Origin of the sequence: Aquimarina mycalae, assembly GCF_029906345.1 — a bacterium.
GTDB lineage: Bacteria > Bacteroidota > Bacteroidia > Flavobacteriales > Flavobacteriaceae > Aquimarina.
In genome coordinates, this window is record NZ_JARYGY010000002.1 from 637499 (window position 1) to 660079 (window position 22581).

General features: G+C 33.5%; 18 protein-coding genes. 15 read left to right on the forward strand and 3 right to left on the reverse strand.

Features of this window, described 5'->3' with window-relative positions; all coding sequences use genetic code 11:
• Positions 1-111: 111 nt before the first annotated feature.
• Together QBK95_RS07490 and QBK95_RS07495 are read right to left on the reverse strand one after the other, a co-directional pair.
• A complete protein-coding gene (locus tag QBK95_RS07490; protein ID WP_280932164.1) occupies positions 112-849 on the reverse strand; it encodes a tetratricopeptide repeat protein in 738 nt (245 codons plus the stop codon).
• Positions 846-1433 carry an RNA polymerase sigma factor gene (locus QBK95_RS07495; protein WP_280932165.1) on the reverse strand — a complete coding sequence of 196 codons (588 nt, stop codon included), beginning with the start codon at positions 1431-1433 and terminating at the stop codon, positions 846-848. The genes QBK95_RS07490 and QBK95_RS07495 overlap by 4 nt, the downstream gene beginning before the upstream one ends.
• 131 nt (positions 1434-1564) lie before the next feature.
• Here QBK95_RS07495 and QBK95_RS07500 point away from each other — a divergent pair, with 131 nt between their 5' ends.
• The 9 genes from QBK95_RS07500 to QBK95_RS07540 all read left to right on the forward strand — a co-directional run bounded on the left by QBK95_RS07500 (position 1565) and on the right by QBK95_RS07540 (position 13651).
• Positions 1565-2602, forward strand: coding sequence for a hypothetical protein (locus QBK95_RS07500; RefSeq protein WP_280932167.1), 1038 nt, complete (start codon positions 1565-1567; stop codon positions 2600-2602).
• A 160-nt stretch (positions 2603-2762) separates the two neighbouring features.
• Positions 2763-4742, forward strand: coding sequence for a PKD domain-containing protein (locus QBK95_RS07505; protein ID WP_280932169.1), 1980 nt, complete (start codon positions 2763-2765; stop codon positions 4740-4742).
• Positions 4723-7332 (forward strand): CHAT domain-containing protein, encoded by a 2610-nt coding sequence (locus QBK95_RS07510; protein WP_280932171.1) that lies wholly within the window; start codon positions 4723-4725, stop codon positions 7330-7332. Before QBK95_RS07505 ends, QBK95_RS07510 begins: the two co-directional genes overlap by 20 nt.
• Positions 7329-7766, forward strand: a complete 438-nt coding sequence (locus tag QBK95_RS07515) for a retropepsin-like aspartic protease (protein WP_280932173.1) — start codon at positions 7329-7331, stop codon at positions 7764-7766. The genes QBK95_RS07510 and QBK95_RS07515 overlap by 4 nt, the downstream gene beginning before the upstream one ends.
• A 263-nt stretch (positions 7767-8029) precedes the next feature.
• Complete coding sequence (locus QBK95_RS07520) at positions 8030-8614, forward strand: hypothetical protein (protein ID WP_280932175.1); 585 nt, start codon at positions 8030-8032, stop codon at positions 8612-8614.
• Between the two features lie 149 nt (positions 8615-8763).
• Entirely contained in the window at positions 8764-9723 is a 960-nt protein-coding gene (locus QBK95_RS07525) for a methionyl-tRNA formyltransferase (RefSeq protein WP_280932178.1), read from the forward strand.
• 51 nt (positions 9724-9774) lie between these two features.
• Complete coding sequence (locus QBK95_RS07530; RefSeq protein WP_280932180.1) at positions 9775-10299, forward strand: phage tail protein; 525 nt, start codon at positions 9775-9777, stop codon at positions 10297-10299.
• Positions 10300-10342: 43 nt separating this feature from the next.
• Positions 10343-10867: a phage tail protein gene (locus tag QBK95_RS07535; RefSeq protein WP_280932182.1), complete on the forward strand. Its 525-nt coding sequence runs from the start codon at positions 10343-10345 to the stop codon at positions 10865-10867.
• A 231-nt stretch (positions 10868-11098) separates the two neighbouring features.
• The gene (locus QBK95_RS07540; RefSeq protein ID WP_280932184.1) at positions 11099-13651 is read left to right on the forward strand and encodes a beta strand repeat-containing protein; all 2553 of its coding nucleotides are present in this window, start codon (positions 11099-11101) and stop codon (positions 13649-13651) included.
• A 332-nt stretch (positions 13652-13983) separates the two neighbouring features.
• Here the strand turns inward: QBK95_RS07540 and QBK95_RS07545 are convergent, their stop codons facing one another.
• Positions 13984-15237, reverse strand: coding sequence for an ABC transporter permease (locus QBK95_RS07545; RefSeq protein WP_280932186.1), 1254 nt, complete (start codon positions 15235-15237; stop codon positions 13984-13986).
• 139 nt (positions 15238-15376) lie between these two features.
• Between QBK95_RS07545 and purH the strand changes: the two genes are divergently transcribed.
• The 6 genes from purH (at position 15377) to rodA (ending at position 22571) form a co-directional block, all read left to right on the forward strand.
• Complete coding sequence (gene purH, locus QBK95_RS07550) at positions 15377-16909, forward strand: bifunctional phosphoribosylaminoimidazolecarboxamide formyltransferase/IMP cyclohydrolase (protein ID WP_280932188.1); 1533 nt, start codon at positions 15377-15379, stop codon at positions 16907-16909.
• A 43-nt stretch (positions 16910-16952) separates the two neighbouring features.
• Positions 16953-17981, forward strand: coding sequence for a rod shape-determining protein (locus tag QBK95_RS07555; RefSeq protein ID WP_027393894.1), 1029 nt, complete (start codon positions 16953-16955; stop codon positions 17979-17981).
• A gap of 145 nt (positions 17982-18126) precedes the next feature.
• Positions 18127-18954 (forward strand): rod shape-determining protein MreC, encoded by an 828-nt coding sequence (mreC, locus tag QBK95_RS07560; RefSeq protein WP_280932193.1) that lies wholly within the window; start codon positions 18127-18129, stop codon positions 18952-18954.
• Positions 18947-19453, forward strand: a complete 507-nt coding sequence (gene mreD / locus QBK95_RS07565) for a rod shape-determining protein MreD (protein ID WP_280932195.1) — start codon at positions 18947-18949, stop codon at positions 19451-19453. The genes mreC and mreD overlap by 8 nt, the downstream gene beginning before the upstream one ends.
• Complete coding sequence (gene mrdA, locus QBK95_RS07570; RefSeq protein ID WP_280932197.1) at positions 19450-21318, forward strand: penicillin-binding protein 2; 1869 nt, start codon at positions 19450-19452, stop codon at positions 21316-21318. Before mreD ends, mrdA begins: the two co-directional genes overlap by 4 nt.
• Positions 21318-22571: a rod shape-determining protein RodA gene (rodA, locus tag QBK95_RS07575; protein WP_280932199.1), complete on the forward strand. Its 1254-nt coding sequence runs from the start codon at positions 21318-21320 to the stop codon at positions 22569-22571. Before mrdA ends, rodA begins: the two co-directional genes overlap by 1 nt.
• Positions 22572-22581 lie beyond the last annotated feature (10 nt).

Genomic DNA, 22581 nt, shown 5'->3' on the forward strand with positions numbered 1-22581 from the left:
AATTATTCAAAAGTTTAGTATAAGTAACTACCTAAAAATTACATAATACAACGCTTTTATTAAAGAAAATATTGTTAATTAACACATTAAGAATCAACACATTCTAGGTAATTATAGTTTTTTCATCAATTTTTGAGCCTGTTGATAATCTTCTGCTTCTTCAGGAAGTGTTTTCAGTATTTCAATACATCGTTCTTTATTATTTTGTTTCAATTGATTTAATGCCTCAAACCAAATTGCCTTGTACTTATATCCGGAATTCCCTAACTGCAGTTTGCTAAAAGCCTGTGACGCTTGCTCATATTTATTTTGTTCTACTAATGTGATTCCATAGTAAAAAAGATATGTTGAGTTAGCATTATCGTTTTCTAACAATTTAAAAAGATATTGCTCTGCATCAGTATAATTTTGAGAATTAAATGTTTCCTCCGCTTTTTTTACAAGTTCGGCTTCACCACTTCTCTCTGTAATAGACAATGCTGGTATAGAAACAAAATCATTATAGGTTGCACTACTTTTAGTAAAGGTATATACTCCCAAAATAATCGCAATACTCGCCGCAACAGCATATCCCCAAGAAGGCATTCTAATAACTTTTGTTTGAGGTTTATCGGGTTTTTGTTCAAAAAACGTATCTCCAATCTCTTTTAAATTATTCTCTAAATCATATTGCGCTTGAGCTGAACTAAGATTAGAATCCAGATAAGAATTCCATTCTTCATAAGCTTTAAACTCTTGTGCAGCATTTGTATCCTCACTCATCAATAGTGATAATGTTTCTTCTTCCTTTACCGAAAGTTCGCCGCTTATTTTTCTTTCAAAAAGCTCGTATTTTTCTTCTGGGGTCATAACAAGTTTTTTATTTGATTATACTTAGGAGAGCTTTGAACCATTTCGGTCAATTGACCTATGCATAACGATTTTTTCTTCCGGACATAGCCATAAGACTGCCCTAATTTTGATGCTACTTCTTCCATAGATTTTATGGTAAAAGTTGCTTTTAACAATTCTTTACAAGCCTTACCTAATTGATCAAATATTTCAGCAAAAAGCTTATTTCTAGCTTCAAAAACCAAGGTTTCATCTGCATATCGTTCACTCTCATCATCAATAGATACGATTGCTTCATTAATTGTTACCTCTTTTGTAGCTGTTTTTTTTAATTCGTTAAGCCATTTACGTTTACACAGCAAAAAGAAATATGCATCAAAAGGACAGGTAAGTGTTAGTTTTTTTTCTTTTGCTTGCTTATATATCGTAATTAATGTTTCCTGAATAATATCCTGAGCTCTAGATTCGTCTCCATTATTCTTCTTTATATACCCCACAACTTTGGGGGCAAATTTTTCATATACCTCTTTAAGAACAATAGTATCATTGGTTAGAAGTGCCTCAATATATTTCTGATCAGCATGCATTTTGGTATTTCCCATAAATAATTGGTCTGAGCAACTAAATTAAAAAAGTTTTAAGAAAAAGGGTAACAAAAAATTAGTGTTGTTGATATGAAGATGTAAACATTAAAAAATAGAAAGTCCACAACGGGCTATTAAAATTAAAAAATATGAAAACAAATAGTACAACAATTACATTACTGAATAATAGTAGGAATGTAAAACAAACAATCACAAACTTTTTACTTTTAGGGTTAACCATACTGTTTTTAGGAAGCTGTAGCAGTAATGATGACAATGACATTATTATTCAACAAATTCTGGATGGACTTGAATTAGAAGCTGAAATTACCGCTAATCGCGAAGAAGCTTTACAAACTTTTACATTAAATGGCGGAACAGGAGAAATATATGGAGAAGATGGTACTATATTATATTTTCCTCCAGGAAGTATTGTAGATCAAAATGGAGATCCTGTTACAGGTGTTGTTACCATAGAATTAATTGAAATCTACAATAAAGCTAAAATGTTATTAACTAAGATGCCTACTAATGGGAAACGTCCTAATGGAGATATTGAAACACTAGTATCTGCAGGAGAGTTTTTTATCAATGCAACGCAAAATGGTGAACAATTAGCAGTAGCAAATGGTTTCCAAATTTTTGCTCCTGCAGAAGAATTTGATGAAGATATGACAATTTTTAATGGTCAGGATAATGATTGTGATGGAGATGAAATGCAATGTGACATCGTATGGGAAGAAGACGAGCAAGGAGGCTTAGAACCTATGCAAAGAGAAGGTCCTAATGGACAAGGAGTTAGTGGATATGGAGGTTTTTTAAGCAATTTTGGATGGACAAATTTAGATAGATGGTATAATTACGAAGGTCCAAAAACAATTGTATATGCAGATGTTCCTGAAGGTTTTGACAATACGAACAGTAATGTATACATATCCTATGATGGAGAACCTACAGCTCTAGCCTTATTAGACATCTACAATCCTGATACAGGTTTATTCTCAGAACACTATGGTTTAATTCCAATCGGACTAGAGGTACATTTCATTTTTGTATCCGTACAAGATGATCAGTATGTATATGCTATTCAAGGAGCTACAATAGGTTTAGATCACACAGAGATAATTGGTGCTACTACCACAGGAACAGAAGCAGAATTAGTTGCATTGATCAACGGTCTCCCTTAAAAAAATCTCACACTGGAGTATGCTTATTAAGTAATGGGGGTTACGGCAAATTTCAGAAAAATTCCGGAAGGGTTAACCTTCCGGAATTTTAATACATTAAAAGATGTAATTCTATCTGATTTAACTTTTTGTTTATCTTTATTAACACTAACAACAAATCATGAACAGGTCTTCGGCTATTTTTATACTTATATGTTTTCCTTTTTTCTGCATTGGACAAATATTAACCAATGATACTATTCCAAGAATAGCACCAATATCATATGAAATTCAAGGCAATCGGGTAACATACGGAGCAGAAATGCCTCCTCTCAATCAAGTTGCAGGTGCTCCCAAAGCATTCTACACATACTATTGGGAACTTGGAGATGGAACCTATAGTTTTAAAGAAAAACCAACTCATACATATAAAAAAAATGGAACATTTGATGCTAAGTTATGGGCAACAAATAATTATGACAATGGAAAACCTCCCACAAGTAGACCTAAATCTGTTACCATTAGCAATACAATAGACGAAGCATCTATACAATATAACTCTCCTTTTATTGAAGATGAGGATCTAATCCTAAAACGAAATCGTGAACCCATTCCAGATCAAGAAATGGTCTTTATTACAAGTTACAAAAACACTCACAACTATGTATCTAGTGGTAAATTGTATCTATTCTATAATGATCGTCAATTTAAGAATGATAATTTCATCATTGAGGATACCCGACTCCATCACAATGAACGCATTGTTCCTTTGGATGACATTTCTTCAATACTTCCAGAAAATGATGATCATACATTGTTAGCTTCTGACAATCCTTCTTTTCTAAACAACAAAGTATTGTTTGTACAAGATACTACCAAACGAAAAAACTTTCCGCTAACACTTGAAGAATCAAAAGCACTATACAGAAGTTATCAGATCATAGAATTCGACGACATGCAACCTGGTGAAGAACGTAATATATTCAGAACATTAAAGACTACTCCAGAAATGATTAAAGACACAAGTGCAATCGTCACTCTACGAAGTGTATATGTTCCTGATAATAATTATGATAATCATACCGTAAAAGATACTGAGATGGAAATTGTAACTTCTCATGATCCTAATAAAATGTCTTCTAATGGATGGTTAATGAATTATAGATTGGTTAGATTTAAACGATTAAAATTTAAAGTTCGTTTTCAAAATAACGGAGAAGGTCCTGCTAATACTATTAAATTAGAAGTAGATACCCCAGAAATGTTTGATAAATCCACTTTAAAAATAGATGGTATGTATCCAGAATGTCCAATCTGTCCTAAAGAGAGAGAAGTAAACTATAGTTGCCTGGACACTATACTTCAAAAAGATAAAATCATCTTTCAATTCAATAGAATTTACCTTCCAGGAAGTGAACAGAAAAATGTTGAAGAGATTGACTCCACCAAAGGTTTTGTAAAATATTCTATGAAATTTGGTAGAAAATTTCACAAAAAAAAGACGCGAAGCAAGACTGCTATTTATTTTGATAAAAACGACCCTATTATCACCAACTATGCCACTACGAGATTCCTGCCTGGAATTTCTATTGGAGCCAAGGCTGGATATATTTCGGCCCCAGAATTAGACAATCAAAAAGAATATTTTATAGGAGCTACCCTATCACCTTTTAAGTCGTATCGAGGATATTATCAGGCAGAACTATTTTTCTCTTCTTCTTCATTTGATGAAGTAAGAAATTTTGAAACACGCGTTATAGGTCCTAATGGAGCAGAAGATTTGACACGTTTTTCTGAAGTAAACCAATATGATAATATAACGATATATGCTGTTCCTGGATCATTTAGATATAATTTCAATAATTATGTAGCTTTTGGCGCTGGATTGCAAGTAAAGTTAGATCTAACCAGCACAAACAATCAGGAAACTACAGGGCAAGGTTTTTTTGTAGATATTAATGGAGAAGAAATCCCCAATCCAGATAGAAATACTTTTTCGAATCAAGAAATAGACGATAGTTTTACAAATTTGCAAACTGGAGTTTTTGTCGGAATGAATATAGGAGCTGTTAGGATCGGACCAAGTATTGGTGTGAGATATGTGTACAATTTTGATGCTCCCAATTCTCAAATTCAGTTCTATGGGATTTGGAAATTTTAGGATACTATTTTTGGTTTTTCTATTTCTCTGTATAGGGAATAAGCCTCTTCAAGGGCAGCAAAAAGTTAACACCGCAAAACTCATATACAATCAATTAGATACTTTCTTAGAAAAACCCTCAAAACCTAAATTACATCAACTAAGCAACATAATAGCATCTGAAGAAAAACATCTTCTAACCAAAGAAGATCAATTAGCCTTTGTTATTGCACAGGCTAATATGGGATATTACTACAATTTTTTTGGAAACGTTTCTAACGCGATTTTACATTATGAGAACGCATGGAAAACTTTTAATAATAATGCACTAGACAACTACGATATTATTGAAAATTGTCTACAACCTCTTGGTAATCTATACCTAAAAATTGGAGATCTTCAGAGAGCAACAATTACCATCACCAATTACTTATATCAAGCAGAACAATCACAAAACACAACTAAAATACTTTCAGCTGTAACTAATCTATCCATCGTATACAACAATCAAAGTAACTATCAAAAAGCAATTGAAATTCTGAAAAAAGGAGAAGTTATAGCTCCTAAAAACATAAACATATTAACAAACTTAGCGACAAACTATTTAGATGCTAAAGACATCAAAAAAGCTGAGATCTATGCTCTTAAAGTAACTTCAATAGATTCAACTCAGGTAAATGTATATCAAATCTTAGCTGCAATTGCATTAGAACAAGAAAACTTACCAAAAGCCCAGAATTATTTTCTGAAATCAAAATCTAAATTACTTGAAAAACAGCATACCTCAGTTAGAGATCTTGCTAAACTACAATTAGCATACCTTGACATTCTTCTTTATAAAAGAGCATTTTTCGAAGCATTAAATCATCTAAAAGAAATTTATACAATTCTTATTCCAGAATACACTTTAGAAAAAGACGTTCCAAAAAAAGAAACCCTTATCGCAGACAGAATAGTGCTTAAAGCGTTAGATATTCAAGCATATATCTATCAACAAATAGATAAACCTACTATAGCTATTGAGGCATATGAAGCAGCTTTTGAGGTTAATTCAAAATTAAATCTAGCGTATCCATTGCAGGATACTAAGATTATTCAACATAGTCAAAACCGAAATCGTACTGAGACGTTTATTGACCTATTGTACTCTTTATATAAGACAACAAAACATCAAGAGTATGTTGTAAAAGCATTCCAAGCTGCAGAAAATTCTAAAGCGCCATTTGTTAATGAAGCCTTAGTATCAAAGCACCTACTATCACAATACAAAAACGACTCATTAGTATCTAAAATCAATATCCTAAACAACTCACTTGCCCAGTACGACACCTATATTCTAAAAGAAAAACAAAAAGGCGAGCAAGCCAATATTCCTCAAATTCAAAAATGGAACTCCTCTAGAAGCACACAAGCCATCGAACACTCAGAGGTCACTAAACAGCTTCAGAAAAAATATCCAAATCTTCTTTTTAAACAAGGAAAAATTTCGATTGTATCGCTTCAAAAAAAGCTAAGACAAGATGGTCTTACATTGATTGAATATTTTTTCGGAAAAGAAACGATTTATCAATTTAAAATCGATGCTGATTCAATAGAAATAACAGACATAAACAACACTACAGATTTTAAAAATACTATTCAAGGTTATATACGTTATTTTGACAACGCTTCTATGATCATTAATAATGTTGAAGATTTTTCTAACAGTAGTTTCGAGCTTTATAACGCATTAAATATTCCTGCAACAAAAAGCATACTAATCATCCCTGATGGACTTCTTAATTTTATCCCTTTTGAAACATTACTCACTAAAAAAAGCAATTCTTTACGTTTCCAAAATATGCCTTTCTTACTTACATCTACTATCACCAGCTATGAAATTTCTGCAAGTAAGTATCTCCGATCAGTGAATACGAATACAGACAGTGCAACAAGAACTATTTTGGGTGTCTTTCCAGTTTTTGAAAATACAGCCTTGGCACTTCCATTCTCTTTAGATGAACAAAACTTACTACAACAAAAGTTTGATGGTAGATTCTTAGAAAAAGAAAAAGCTACCTATATACAATTCATAGATGAAGTAGAAAACCACGACATTCTGCATCTATCTACACATGCAGAGGCTGGTGGATTTTCAAGGCCAGCTTCTATTAAATTTAGAGATCAGGATGTTTTGGTAAATCAATTATACGGACTACAATTAGAAGCGGATCTAGTTGTCCTAAGTGCATGTGAAACGGGTATTGGCACTATAGCAAAAGGAGAAGGCCCATTAAGCATTGCAAGAGGTTTTCAATACGCTGGAGTTCCTAATGTACTATTTTCATTATGGAAAGTAAATGATAAAACTACTTCTGAATTAATGCAATACTTTTATAAAAATCTTCATCTTTCTAATTCAAAAGCACACGCATTATATCAAGGAAAACTAAATTATCTCGCTTCCGAAAAAATTTCTAATACCCAAAAATCCCCTTATTATTGGGCAGCATTCGTATATTATGGTTCTTATCAAACTCCATCAGTATCTAATTATAACTGGATCCTTATTATCGGTATTTTCTTATTAATTATACTATTTTTGTTTGTGATTCGACAAAAAACAAAATGACAACACTTCGCCAGTTCCTTATCAGTAAAGAATACCATCGTATTAGACTTATTTATACAAAAACAAACCATTTTGAAGTAAAGGCAATACTTAATGGTGTAACGGGTAATTTTATTGTAGATACAGGAGCATCCAATTCATGCGTTGGTTTTGATGCTGTAGAAAAATTTCACCTTTTTGCACAAGATAGTGATGTAAAAGCTGCTGGAGCTGGAGCAACCGATATGCTTACTCAACTTTCTAAAAAAAATATGTTACAATTAGGCAAATGGTCAAAAAATAATATCTCGCTCATTTTATTTGATCTTACTCATGTAAATACTGCCTTAATTGCACATCAAGCCGAACCCGTAGACGGGATTATTGGTGCTGATGTATTGAAAAAAGGAAAAGCTGTTATTGATTATGAACGAAAATGTCTTTATCTTAAATAACTGATTTTAAAAATCACATTTCTACACCGCAATAAATCTACCTCTAAACAGGAAACATCCCCAATCATCACAATAGTTCCCAAAACACATAGCGGGGAATTTACACTGTAAATCAACGAATTAACTTACGTTTTATCTGTAAAAAACAAGAAGAAAAACCATAAATATTAAAAATAATTCTTAGTTTTAAGGAAATATTAAGATTTTAAAATAACCTCTTATAAACCTAATAAGCCTATTGTAAAACTCTACATACCCTTTTTATGAATCGAAGAAATTTTCTAACATCAGGAACTTTAACTGCTGGTGCACTATCTTTAGTCCCTACCTCAATTTTTGCAAATAACAACACTATTTCAATTTTTTCCATAGGTAAAGGATTTAACAGCATATCCGATCAGATCCAACATCTTTCAGTAAAATTCTTATCGAAAAATGTATTAAAAGCGCATACAAAACTCCTCATAAAACTTGATGAGAAAGGATATAACTATAGCAATTCTGATATCGTTCAATTAAGCAATAATTGTTATGCCATTCCTTTAAGCAAAAAACCATTAATCGGATTTGATTCTAAAGAACTTGCTCTATTAATAGAACAAAACGGAGTATATAAACACTACATTCTTAATGAACCCACATCCATAGCATTTAATTCTTTGATTGAGAATTTTAGCAGAAACTCTGAAGCTCAAAGTTTAAATTTAGATACACTTAACTTCATTTCCCCAAACGAAGTGATTGGAACCTCTTTTGGAAAAGAAAACACATTTACATATAAAAATGTAAGCGGGAATACTATAACACTAAAAGGTTCTTCAAAGAAACAGGTAGCTATTATTAGCTAACATTTTGGTCAAAATTCAGGTAGTTATACGTATTGATTTATTTTAATACTCTGTTTAGTTTTGATACATAGGGATATCAGAAAAATCATCTGAATACTTTAATCAAGAAAACTAGATACATCTCTAGTGTATTATAAAACCGTGAATTCATGAAAATAATACTTATTGGAAGCTTTCCTGTCTGTCTTTCTGTATACAATAGCTTATCGAAAGATAATCATCTTGATGCCGTATGTTTTCAGGAATCCGAAGTCCCTAATCCAAAAAAAAACTTCTGGTTAACTTCTATCCAGAAAGAAGGTTTAGATACTTTTCTGATAAATAAACAAAATATCTATACAGAATTCAAAACTTGGTTAGAAGATAAAGCTCCTGATTTAGTGTTGGTTTGTGGTTTTTCCATTAAAATCCCCAAAGCAGTATTAGGGATACCAACACATGGTTTTCTAAACGTTCATTTTGGAAAATTACCAGAAAACAGAGGTCCAGACCCTTTATTTTGGTCCATTAAACAAGGGAAAAAACAAAGTGCTATTACTATTCATCAAATGGATGAAAATTGGGATACTGGTAACATTTTAATAGAACAACCAGTTCCTATTATACCAGGAGAAACACTTGGAATGGCTAATTCTAAGATGAGCTATATGCTTGGCGGATTAACTCAAAAAGCATTAGAATTAATAGTAAATCCTGAAAACCTAAAACCTCAATCAGACAAAAACACCCATTATAATCAAAAACCAACAGAAAAGGACACAATTATACATTGGGAAACACAAACCGCTGATGAAATAGAACAGTTAATTAACGCTTGTAATCCTAAATACGGCGGAGCCACCACCTATTACCAAGGATCACCTATTAAAATAATTGAAGTTTCGCCAGTAGACACTCAACCTCTATTGGGCAAAACTGCTGGAGAGATCATACATGCACATCCACAAGAAGGATTATATGTGTATTGCAAATACGGTAAATTATTAAAAATAAATACAATCAGTTCTGACGCCGGTGTTTTATCTGGAATCAAATATGTACATCTGGGTGTAAGACAAGGACATTGTTTTACCACAAGCTTACAAAAGAAACAACGCGCAGCCATATAAATGGCTGCAATTACTAAATAACTAATTTATTAATCTTAAAATCAATTCAATATGGAAGGAACATTGGCAGAAATCAGACTGTTTGGAGGCAATTTTGCTCCTAGAAATTGGGCCCTTTGTGAAGGACAATTATTAGCAATTAATTCCAATCAAGCTTTATTTTCTTTGTTAGGGACTATTTATGGAGGAGATGGTAGAACTACGTTTGCTTTACCAGATCTAAGAGGTCGTGTACCTATTGGTCCTGGACATGGACCTGGATTATCCTCTTATAAACAAGGACAAAGAGGAGGAGTAGAAACTGTTATTCTTAATACAACTCAGATTCCTAATCACACTCATACTGTACAAGCAAATTCAGCTTCTCCTGTTGGGAGAGGCGAAGGTTCTTCTACCGCTGCTGGAACATATTGGGGAGATGGAGACAGTTATGCTTCGGCAAAAAACAACACTATGGCAGCAGATGCAATTACGGTAGGTAATACAGGAGGTAATTTAAGTCATGAAAACAGACAACCTTATTTATCTACATATTACATCATTTGCTTACAAGGTGTTTTCCCTTCTAGAAGCTAAAAGATTTCTATTTTAATTATTCATCTAAAATTCAAAAAATATTATGGAACCAACTATAGGAGAAATTAGAATGTTCGCTGGTAATTTTGCCCCAAGAGCATGGGCATTATGCGAAGGTCAATTATTACCAATTAATCAAAATGATGCATTATTCTCAATACTAGGAACTACATATGGCGGGGATGGCAGAACCACTTTTGCCTTACCTGATTTAAGAGGTCGCGTTCCAGTAAGCCCAGGAAATGGTCCAGGATTATCTACTTATAAACAAGGACAAAGAGGAGGAGTAGAAACTGTTACTCTTAATACAACTCAAATTCCAAGTCATACCCATGTTGTACAAGCAAATTCAGCTTCTCCTGTTGGAAGAGGTGAAGGTTCTTCTACAGCTGCGGGAACATATTGGGGTGATGGTGATAGTTACGCCTCAGCAAAAAACAACACTATGGCTGCGGACGCAATTGCGATAGGAAATACAGGAGGTAATTTAAGTCACGAAAATAGACAACCTTTTCTATCCATTTATTATATAATATGCTTACAAGGAGTATACCCTTCTAGAAGTTAACAATTTTAAAAAAGTTCTATACAGAACACCTTTATTCAAAATAAAGTTATAACCATATAAATTTAGGTAATTTGGAGTGTTCAACTTTTTTACCTAGATTTATATGAATAAGGGTTGTAATAACAAAAACTTATCAAATATATTGATAGCAATTCTTTAATTATGAAAATAAATTACTCATTTTTTTTAGTTTGTTTATTCCTTTTTTTTACAGGATATAGTCAAACTACTTTGAACTTTACTATAGATGCAGCAACAGATAATGGGACTACCATCACTGAAACAATAGTAGACGGCGGTGACACATATGTCTTGACTGCTGCTTCCTCTAATGACGCGCAATTATTCGATTTAGGAGGAGGAGATCAAATATTTTTTACAGCTGTTGATGGTAGTTTACCACCTTGGGTTGTTTCTATTACTAGAAATGGTTCTCCTGTTTCTTTTACATTAAACGGTCTAGATTATGATACAGTAGCTGCAGGGAACATTTCTGTAGAAAATCAAGATGATAATACTATAGCAGCATCTGCGAATTATAGTGGTTCTGGAGCAATTACGATTACTAACACGTCCAATGCAACTAATATTTCAAGTTTTAAGATTACTCCTGGGGATTCTGATGATTTAAATGATTTTGGTTTTCATAACATCAATGTAACATTCCCTGCTGCAGACACAACTCAACCAGAAATAACATCTGTAGATAGACAAAATCCAACAGCATCAACTACCAACGCTGATGTATTAGTTTTTGCCATAGAATTCTCTGAGCCTGTTGTAAATGTAGATACCTCTGATTTTGTTATAGGAGGTGGTTCTACGGCAACAGTAACTAATGTTGCAGATCAAGGAAGTAATATTTGGAATTTAACAGTATCGGGTGGAGATTTGGCTAGTTTTAATGGCAATGTAATTCTTGGATTAATTGCTAGTCAAAATATACAAGATGCAGCTGGAAATGCTTTATCTGGCATTACAGATCCGACTCCAGAAAGTTTTGCTGTTGATAATATGGCACCAACAGGATACTCTGTATCCATAGATCAAAGTCCAATCAATGCTGGAAATGACGATGCAGTAAGTTATACCTTTGCGGGTGCTGAAGTTGGAGCTACCTACAACTATACTTTTACAACTTCTGGTGGTGCAGGATCTGTTACTGGTTCTGGAGTTATCGCTACAGCTACTGATCAAATTACAGGAATTGATCTAAGTGGATTAGCTGATGGTACTATAACCCTTAGCGTTACACTTACGGATACTATTGGAAATACTGGTGTTGCAGCAACCGATACAGAAACTAAAGAAACTATTGCACCAACAGGATACTCAGTATCCATAGATCAAAGCCCAATCAATGCTGGAAATGACGATGCAGTAAGCTTTACCTTTGCAGGTGCTGAAGTTGGAGCTACCTATAACTATACTTTTACCACTTCTGGTGGGGCAGGATCCGTTACTGGTTCTGGAGTTATCGCTACAGCAACTGATCAAATTACAGGAATTGATCTAAGTGGATTAGCTGATGGTACTATAACCCTTAGCGTTACACTTACAGATGTTAATGGAAATACTGGTGTCGCAGCAACCGATACAGAAACTAAAGAAACTATTGCACCAACAGGATACTCAGTATCCATAGATCAAAGCCCAATCAATGCTGGTAATGACGATGCAGTAAGTTATACCTTTGCGGGTGCTGAAGTTGGAGCTACCTACAACTATACTTTTACAACTTCTGGTGGTGCAGGATCTGTTACTGGTTCTGGAGTTATTGCAACAGCTACTGATCAAATTACAGGAATTGATCTAAGTGGATTAGCTGATGGTACTATAACCCTTAGCGTTACACTTACGGATGTTAATGGAAATACTGGTGTTGCAGCAACCGATACAGAAACTAAAGATACTGAAGCGCCAACAGGATACTCAGTATCCATAGATCAAAGTCCAATCAATGCTGGTAATGACGATGCAGTAAGTTATACCTTTGCAGGTGCTGAAGTTGGAGCTACCTACAACTATACTTTTACCACTTCTGGTGGTGCAGGATCCGTTACTGGTTCTGGAGTTATCGCTACAGCTACTGATCAAATTACAGGAATTGATCTAAGTGGATTAGCTGATGGCACTATAACCCTTAGCGTTACACTTACGGATGTTAATGGAAATACTGGTGTTGCAGCCACAGATACAGAAACTAAAGATACAGCAAGACCTAGTGTAGCTATAACCTCAACTGAAAGTCCTGGACCTACTGGATCCAATCCAATTCCAGTAACCATTACCTTTTCTGAAAGTGTATCAGGTTTTACTGAAGGAGAAATCACTGTCGTTAATGGTAGTACAGGAAACTTCTCTGGAGGAACAGGAACTACATATACAGTAGACATTACACCTTCTGGAGCTGGACCACTAACAATAACTGTAGATGTAGCTGCAGATGTAGCTACTAATATGTCAGGAAATGGAAACACAGCTGCTCCTCAGTTTAGTATTGGTTATGATAACGTATTAAGTATTAATGATGAAATCCTAGAAAATGGGCTTACTGTTTATCCAATTCCATCTAGCAATACAATCAATATCTCTGGAGCAATTAATCTAGCAATAGAACGTGCTGAAATTTTTGATATACAAGGTAAACTGATTCTTTCTCAAAAACTGAATGCTAGTAGTATTACCAATACGATTGATATCTCTTCTATTCGTTCTGGATTATACCTAATGACAGTTTATTCTGAAACTGGTTCAGCCACCAAAAGAATAATTAAACAATAAAAAATCTTATTGTCATAAAAAAAGCCGAGATTAAAATCTCGGCTTTTTTTATGCTCTAAAATATCTCTAGAATCCTAAGTTCTTTAAACAATTCTTTCTAAAATAACTTAAGATTACCTGCAAAACTATAAACAAGTATTTCTACCTATTTCGTTATACTCTCATTCACAGTATCTTTACCGTATGATTATAGAAGGAATGTCCCAAAATAAAAAAAGAAATATAATGATGAAAGTAATTCCCGTTGCCGTATTGGTTATCATATTGATTGCACTAGCTATGAACATATACCTATTATCTAGGTTTGTATAAAAAATAGTAGTTTTTTAGTACTACATTCCAGTTCTAATGGCTTCTACAGGATCCAATCTGGCAGCCATCCAGGCAGGAAAAATACCAGCAATTAACCCTATCAATGTAGACCAAAACATACCCCAAAACATATTGGAAGAAGATAATATAAATTCGAAATCTCCTGTAAGTTGCGAGGCTCCCTTAGAAATCAACCAGACAAAAAACAATCCTATTAACCCTCCGAAAATAGCCAGAATAACCGCTTCAAATAAAAACTGAAGTAAAATAAACTTCTTTTTAGCTCCCAAAGCTTTTTGAATACCAATTAAGTTTGTACGTTCTTTTACACTTACAAACATAATATTTGCTATTCCAAAACCTCCTACTAATAGCGCAAAGCCTCCAATGAACCCTCCAATTTTGGACATGGTTCCTGTAATATTATCTATAAAATCTGTAAACCCTTGTAATTGGTTTACAAAGAAATTATCAATATCATCAGGTTTCAAACCTCTGTAAGATCTTACTTTTTGTGTTAAAGAAGCCACAAATTCAGGAACATCACTTCCTGTTTCGGGTTTAATAATAATCATAGGAAATGTGAACTTATTATTATCTCCATAAATCCTTCTCACAATATTAACTGGCAATATCGCTGCAGTATCTTTAGAACCTCCAAAAAGACCACTTCCTTCTTTTTTTAAGACACCAATTACTGTAAATTTCCTTCCGTAAATACGTATTTTTTTACCAATAGGGTCACTGGATCCAAATAGACTGTTAGCGATTTCATCTCCAACTACAACAACTGGAGCTCCAGCAACTGATTCCTGCTCATTATAAAACCTGCCTTTAACTACTTGTAATTCTTCAATTTCGTAATAATCACTAGTAACAGGAACTATATCTACATTACTTACACTTTGATCACTATACTTTATAGTTTCCTGACCTACATTAAGTAAAAAGCTAGCTGCTTTTAAATTTGGTGTTGTTCTTTTAACATGTTGATACTCTTCAAAGGTTACATCGGGAAACTGTTCTCTTTTCCAATCTGGAACCTCAGATGGTCCAAAAGAAACACGAGTAAGATATATAGTACTATTATCTAAAGAACTTATACTTCCTTTTATTTCTTTTTCTAAAGAATCTACAGCCGCCAATACTCCAATAATCGAGAAAATACCAATGGTAACTCCTAACAAAGAAAGAAACGTTCTTAACTTATTATTTTTAAGGGCATTAATCGCAAAATTAAAGCTTTCTTTTAGTACTCTAAGATAAATCAGCATATGCTATTTTTTGAACAATATAAAGATAGGACGTTTTCCTTATAATTTTGTTACAAAATATCTAAAACAATTACAGATAATGGGTTGTCTAATTGATAACTAAATTATTACTTTTGCGTTTTACTAACTAAAAATTGTCATGAGCAACATAAAAACCGCTAAATCTGCATTAATTTCTGTTTTCAGTAAAGAAGGATTAGCACCTATCGTAAAAAAATTAGACGAACTAGGTATTACTATTTATTCTACAGGTGGTACTGAAAAATTCATTAAAGATCAAGGAGTACAAGTGATTCCAGTAGAAGATATTACTTCGTATCCTTCCATTTTGGGAGGAAGGGTAAAAACCTTACATCCAAAAGTGTTTGGAGGAATATTGAATCGTCAGAATAATGATAGTGATGTTGCAGAATTAGAACAATACGAAATCCCACAAATAGATATTGTAATTGTAGATTTATATCCATTTGAAAAAACAGTTGCCTCTGGAGCTTCAGAACAAGATATTATTGAAAAAATAGATATTGGTGGAATTTCTTTAATCAGAGCTGCCGCTAAGAATTTTGCAGATGTTACCTGTGTTGCCTCGGTAGATGATTATGCAGAGTTTTTAAACGTTATTTCTGAAGGAAACGGAAGTATCTCTCAGGAAGATCGCAAACGCTTCGCTGCAAAAGCTTTCAACGTTTCTTCTCATTATGATAGTGCTATTTTTAACTACTTCAATAGTGATCATGAAATTGCCTCACTAAAAATTAGTGAAACTAAAGGAAAAGTATTGCGTTATGGAGAAAATCCACACCAAAAAGGATTTTTCTTTGGAGATTTTGATGCAATGTTTGATAAATTACACGGTAAAGAGTTATCATATAACAACCTACTGGATGTTGATGCTGCGGTAAACCTAATGAATGAATTTAAAGGAGAAGCTCCTACCTTTGCAATCCTTAAACATAATAATGCTTGTGGTTTAGCACAACGCTCTACTGTACATCAATCATATATTGATGCATTGGCAGGTGATCCTGTTTCTGCGTTTGGTGGTGTATTAGTTAGTAATTCTGAAATTGATGTTGCTACCGCAGAAGAAATTCACAAACTATTCTGTGAAGTAGTAATTGCTCCATCTTATAATAATGAAGCTCTGGAAATATTAAAAGGGAAGAAAAATAGGATCATTTTGATTCAAAAAGATATTACGTTACCACAAACTCAAGTTCGTTCTTGTCTTAATGGTGCTTTAGTGCAGGACAAAGACTTAAAAACAGATGCTTCATCTGATCTTACAACAGTAACAAAGGTTGCTCCTACTACAGCTCAAGTTGAAGATCTTTTATTTGCTTCTAAAATATGTAAACACACAAAATCTAACACCATTGTTTTTACTAAAGAAAAACAACTGCTAGCGAGTGGAACTGGACAAACATCCAGAGTAGATGCATTGAGACAATCAGTAGAAAAAGCAAAGTCATTTAATTTTGACCTTAATGGTGCTGTAATGGCAAGTGATGCTTTCTTTCCGTTTCCTGATTGTGTAGAGCTTGCGGATAATGCAGGAATCAAAGCTGTCATTCAACCAGGAGGTTCTATAAAAGATCAATTAAGTATAGATTACTGTGATGCAAACGGAATTGCAATGGTAATGACAGGAACTCGTCATTTTAAGCATTAATTTTAGTACATTTACTCAATTCTAACCCTTTTTATCGTTTTATATGGGATTTTTCGACTTCTTTACTGAAGAAATTGCTATAGATTTAGGTACCGCAAATACCTTAGTTATTCATAATGACAAGGTGGTCGTAGATAGCCCATCTATAGTCGCCAGAGATATTATGTCTGGAAAAATAATTGCAGCAGGTAAAGAAGCTGCAATGATGCAAGGAAAAACACACGAAAACATAAAGACCATCAGACCTCTTAAGGATGGGGTAATTGCGGATTTTGATGCAAGTGAAAAGATGATAAGCATGTTTATCAAAGATATACCAGCGCTAAAGAAAAAGATTTTCACTCCTGCCCTACGTATGGTTATCTGTATCCCATCGGGAATTACTGAAGTTGAAATGCGTGCTGTAAAAGAAAGTGCTGAACGTGTAAATGGAAAAGAAGTATATCTTATTCACGAACCTATGGCTGCAGCTATTGGTATTGGAGTTGATATCATGCAACCTAAAGGAAATATGATTGTAGATATCGGTGGAGGTACTACCGAAATTGCTGTTATTGCTTTAGGAGGAATTGTCTGTGATAAGTCTGTAAAAATTGCAGGTGATGTATTCACAAATGACATCATATATTATATGCGAACTCAACACAATTTATATGTTGGAGAGCGTACCGCGGAGAAAATAAAAATACAAATTGGAGCAGCTACAGAAGATTTAGAATTACCTCCGGAAGAAATGAATGTTCAAGGTCGTGATCTTCTGACGGGAAAACCAAAGCAAGTTCAGATTTCATTTCGTGAAATTGCAAAAGCATTAGACAAATCTATTCTTAGAATTGAGGATGCGGTTATGGAAACATTATCGCAAACTCCTCCAGAGCTTGCTGCAGACATTTACAATACAGGAATCTATCTTGCTGGAGGAGGATCTATGTTAAGAGGGCTTGATAAAAGATTGTCTCAAAAAACGGATTTACCAGTGTATATTGCTGAAGATCCACTTAGAGCAGTAGTACGAGGAACTGGAATTACACTGAAAAATATTAATCGATACAAAAGCGTATTGATCAAATAATAGTTTTTCAGAAAATTATACTTAGTAGGATATACCTAAAATCTATTTTTTACGTTATGCTGCTTTGATTGTTTTTAATTATGCTAAAAAGCATCTTATTAAAAAACTATAAAATTATTTTTAGAATTTAGTACCCCCATAAAGCATGCAGCAGATTATTAATTTTTTAATACGGAATAAAAACTTCCTATTATTTCTGCTTCTGTTATTATTGTCCTTATTACTAACTATACAATCCCATAGTTACCATAAGAGTAAATTTATTAGCTCTACCAACTTTCTTACAGGCGGAATCTATGGATGGAGACATTCTATAAGTGATTATTTTGGCCTTAAGAAAGAAAATGACCGTCTTCTCGAAGAAAACGAACATCTTCGCAATCAGATAAGTTGGCTATCTAATGACACTATTGTCAATAAATACGTTGACACAACATCTTTTAATAAACCTTTTACCTTTATTAAGGGAATTGTTTTTAAAAACGATTACAGTAAAATGGATAACTACATTTTAATCAATAAAGGTGAAAAAGATGGAATACAACCAGATATGGGTGTCATTACAGATAAAGGAATCGTTGGTATTGTAGAAAACACTTCTAACAACTACAGCAGGGTTATTTCTATATTAAATAGCAACTCTCGAATTAATGCAGGGTTAAAAAAATCAAATCAATATGGATCATTAGTTTGGAATGGTAAAAACCCTAATATAGTACAGCTAGAAACCATTCCTAGACAAGCTATTCTAAAAAAAGGTGATACTATTATTACCAATGGTCGTTCTACTATATTTCCGAGAGGAATAGGAATTGGCACGATACTAAATTATAAATTAGATCAAAATCAGAGCTATTATCTTATTGATGTACAATTATTCAATGATATGACGAATATAGGTTTTGTGTATTCTATTAAAAGTAATGATGCTCCAGAAATTAAATCCTTAGAAAACCCAACAATTAATGAATAACAATGTACTCTTATATATAGGTAGGTTTATTGTTCTTGTTTTGGTTCAGGTATTTATTCTCAATCATATTAATTTCCTAGGATATCTTAATCCGTATATCTACATCATTTTTATTTTATTAGCTCCTATTAATATCAACAAAAGTCTTTTTCTTTTTTTAAGCTTTATTTTAGGGTTAACCATTGACATGTTTGGTGATTCTGGTGGAGTTCATGCAGCTGCTTCTATTATTATTGCGTATTTGAGACCTGTAGTACTAAGATCGGTTTTTGGTTTGAGTTACGAGTTTCAAACTGTCAAGCTAAGTAAGGTAGGACTAGGTGAACGATTAGCCTATGTAACCTTAATGGTATTCTTACATCACACCATACTTTTCTCACTAGAAATATTTAACTTCTCACATACACTATTAATTGCAAAAAAAACGTTATTTTCTAGTCTATTCTCAATCATAGTAATTATGCTAGTATTGGTATTGTTTAGAAGAAAAGATTCATGAGAAAATTGTTACTTTATCTTATTATTATTAGTACTGGAGTCGTATTTGTTTCCAGGCTATTTTATTTACAGATTTACAACACTTCCTTTGCTGCTTTATCAGAAGATAACGCAATAAAAGTGTTATATGATTACCCGCAACGTGGAGCAATTTATGATAGAAATGGCAAATTACTAGTAACTAACCAACCGTCTTATGACGTAATGGTAATACCAAGAGAACTAAAGCCTTTTGATACATTAGAATTTTGCTCTATACTTAAGATTACCAAAGAAAAGCTCGTAAAACAATTAAACAAAGCCAGAGTATATTCTCCTCGTGTTCCTTCTGTAATTATTCCTCAACTCACCAAAGATGAGTATGCCTATTTGCAAGAAAAAATGCGAAAGTTTGATGGGTTTTATATTCAGAAACGTTCTCTAAGAGATTATCATACCGTAAATGCATCTAATGTACTTGGGTATATAGCCGAAGTAAATGATGGATTGATTAAAAAAGACCCATATTATCTTTCTGGAGATCTTATAGGAATGCAAGGTGTTGAGAAACAATATGAAAAAGAATTAAGAGGAGTAAAAGGAATTAAAAGAATACAGAAAGATAGATTTAACCGAGACATTGGTCCTTATAAGAATGGCAAATATGACACGCTTCCTGTTAACGGAAGAGACCTGACCATTACTATTGATGAAGAATTACAGTCATATGGACAAAAGTTAATGGAAAATAAACGAGGTGGTATTGTAGCTTTAGATCCTTCTACAGGCGAAATTCTTACTTTAATAACAGCTCCAAGTTATAAACCAGAATTATTGGTAGGACGAAAACGTTCTCCAAATTATACAAGATTACACTATGATTCTATTTCGAGGCCATTATTTGATCGAGGTGTTAAAGGTGAGTATCCTCCTGGATCTCCATTCAAAGCAATAACAGCATTAATTGGATTACAAGAAGGGATTGTAAATACTCAAGAAAGCTTCTTTTGTAATCATGGTTTTAGATATGGAAAAAAAGCGAAACTAGGTTGTCACGCACATAGAAGTCCATTAAGCATGGTATCTGGGATTGCGCAATCTTGTAATGCATACTTTGCAAATGTATATTTAAGAAGCATCAACAAATACGACACTCCTCAGGAAGGTATAGACAACTGGAAAAGACATGTAGAAAGTTTTGGGTTAGGAAACTATTTAGGAAATGATTTATCAAGTGGTAGTAAAGGACTGGTCCCCAACTCTAAGCTTTATAATAGACAGTACGAATATCCTAAATACAAATGGTATGCAACAGCAACTATATCGAATGCTATTGGTCAAGGAGCGATATTAGCTACCCCAATACAATTAGCTAATATGACTGCTGCTATAGCTAATAGAGGGTATTTTTACACTCCTCATATCGTCAAAGCTATTGATGGGAAACCAGTTACTATAGAAAACTTCACTAAACCAAAATATACCACAATCAACAAAGAACATTTTGAACCTATAATTGAAGGAATGCATCAGGTTTATGTGCAAGGAACTGCTTCATCTTTGCAAGTAAAAGACATAGAGATTTGTGGTAAAACTGGTACTGCAGAAAATTATACTATAGTTGATGGGCAACGCATGCAATTAACCGATCATTCTGTTTTTGTTGCATTTGCACCAAAAGATAATCCCAAAATTGCTTTAGCCGTTTTTGTAGAAAATGGATATTGGGGATCTAGATATGCTGGTAAAATTGCAAGTTTAATGATTGAGCAATATATTAAGGGATCCATTTCCAGGACAGACCTTGAAGATTGGGTTTTGACTCATAGTCTAGAAGAAGAATATGCTAAACCATATAGTGGAGAACCTTTTAAAATTAATCAATAATGGCTAAATCTACAGTTGTTGCAATAGATTGGCTAACCGTACTTTTGTTTTTATTATTAGTTGGTTTTGGATGGGGCAACATCTATTCCGCATCTTACGGAGATGAAGTTTTTTCTATCACCAATTTTTCTTTGCCTTATATAAAACAATTATACTGGATTGCTTTAAGTGTTATTATCATTATCATTACTCAAGCAATTGAAACCAAATTTTACGAAAGGTTTGCTGGCTTAATTTTTATCATATCCTTGGTATCACTATTGGGACTCTTCCTATTTGGAAAAAACGTTAATGGTGCTACTTCTTGGTACGCTTTTGGGCCTGTTGGACTACAACCATCAGAATTCGCAAAAGCTGCTACCGCATTGGCTCTTGCAAAGTTCTTAAGCGATATGCAAACCAATATAAATCTAATCAATCACCAATTAAGAGCATTTTTAATCATTGCAGTTCCTGCATTATTTATTGTACCTCAACCAGATCCAGGAAGTGCATTGGTGTATGCTGCTTTTTTCTTTCCATTGTATCGAGAAGGTTTAGCCGCTACCTACTTAATTATAGGAGCTTCTGCAGCAGCATTATTTATACTAACCTTATTATTTTCACCCTTATGGGTCGTAATAGGCATCGCATCAATTATGCTACTGATTCTGATCAAAAACAGAAAGCAAAAGCCTAGATACTCAAGATATTTATTATCAATTATTGTGATTACAGGATTTTGTTTTTCTGTAAACTATATTTTTAATAACGTTTTTGAGCAAAGACATCGAGATCGTTTTAATATTGTTTTAGGTAAGGAAGTAGATTCTAAAGGGATTGGATACAATACAAATCAAAGTCAAATTGCTATTGGAAGTGGTGGTTGGACTGGAAAAGGATGGAAGGAAGGTACACAAACTAAAGGCGGTTTTGTGCCAGAACAACATACTGATTATATTTTTAGTACTGTTGGAGAAGAATGGGGTTTTCTTGGTGCTACAACAATTGTAATATTATTTATTGGATTACTTATCAGGTTACTATATCTAGCAGAGCGGCAGAAATCACAATTTAGCAGAGTTTATGGATATAGTGTGGTAGGTATCTTGTTTGTACATTTTGCTGTAAATGTTGGAATGGTTACTGGATTACTCCCTACAGTTGGAATCCCTCTTCCGTTTTTTAGTTATGGAGGATCGGGATTATGGGGATTTACCCTTTTACTGTTTATTTTTATCAAGCTTGATTCTAATAGAGTCAATGAATGGTAAGCTTAATTTT